The 1,145-nt window shown below is 55.6% G+C and carries 2 protein-coding genes; one reads left to right on the top strand and one right to left on the bottom strand.

All coding sequences use genetic code 11. The annotated features are described in order from the left end of the window. The first annotated feature begins 12 nt into the window (after positions 1 to 12). Entirely contained in the window at positions 13 to 144 is a 132-nt protein-coding gene (locus tag HDF16_RS32345) for a tetratricopeptide repeat protein (protein ID WP_432432312.1), read from the top strand. Between the two features lie 558 nt (positions 145 to 702). On the opposite strand, the gene HDF16_RS30130 is transcribed toward HDF16_RS32345, so the two are convergent. Then, on the bottom strand, positions 703 to 1,145 hold a 443-nt coding region (locus tag HDF16_RS30130; protein ID WP_221313436.1), incomplete at its 5' end, for a type II toxin-antitoxin system VapC family toxin.

Genomic DNA, 1,145 nt, shown 5'->3' with positions numbered 1-1,145 from the left:
GCGTACTACAGTTTGGGTGGCATCTCGCAACAAAGAGGTCAAGTGGACAAGGCTTTGACGTATTACCGAAAAGTCCTCCAGATTGACCCTAGCGATCAGAACACCATCGCGAACATGACCATGTTGTATAGGCAAGCACAATAGTGCGCTCGCGTCCGGTCAGCATCGGTTCACTTCGTTTTCGGTTTGTGACCAGCATGCGGATCGGGCGTTAAGGGCCTGCGTTCACCCCCCAACAACTCCGGAGAAGAAGGTACTGTCCGTCTCTTTACTTATTCCCGCCGTCGAGGCTGTGGGTTTGTGGGACGAGCCGGTCTTTTTGCTCGTTCCAGGTTCATGCGCACATTTGGTGAAGGACTGCCCTGTAGCGTTGGAAGATCGATGGCGTACGTCTTTTGCCGCTATTTGGCGCAGGATAACCCCGGACAGCACGGCTCAAAGGAGGCTTTGTTCTTTCGCAGGGAGCGATCAAGCAGAACACGTTGATCCAACGGCCACAATCGTCATCTGAGGAGAACTGCGGGGAGGGCCGCTGCGGGCAGCTTGCGCCAAATAATCACACGGCGAACGCGCCACATAATGCCAAAAGCTACACTCTCGCGCACCTTCTGCTTGGGCTTTTAAGGCGCCCGCTCAGTACGTCGAGGTCTATGACTTCAGCGATCGACCGCTGGAAGGGTGTCGCGATTGATACCACTCGACTCATACCGTCCAATCCTCTAGCTGCAAGCCGAAGATGTGCCGGAACGCCTTGTCGTGAGTGACAACAACCGCCCCGACTGCAAGGGAGTGCGCCCCGATCATCGTGTCGAGGTTGCCCATCGGTGTACCCTGTGTTTCAAGGTTGGCCCTTACGGTGCCATAGACTCGTGCAACCACAGAGTCCCACGGCAGCACGGTCACTATTTGAAGGAAAGACTCTACCAGCCGTCGCAGCGCTGTGGCGTTGGGCTTTCGTTCCAGTCCATAGATCAGTTCTCCCTCGGTTACCGCCGAGATTAGGAGTTGGTCCATCGGAACCTGGGTCAACCTACTGCTCACATTCGGATGAGTGCCCTTGATGATGTAGCTGGCCATATTGGTGTCTAACATGTATTGCCGCTGCTGGATCAAAGGGTCTCCCGGGTCTGGGCTGGCAGATCCAC

The sequence above is a fragment of the Granulicella aggregans genome (assembly GCF_014203275.1).
Lineage (GTDB): Bacteria > Acidobacteriota > Terriglobia > Terriglobales > Acidobacteriaceae > Edaphobacter.
This window is presented reverse-complemented; position numbering and strand designations above follow the sequence as displayed.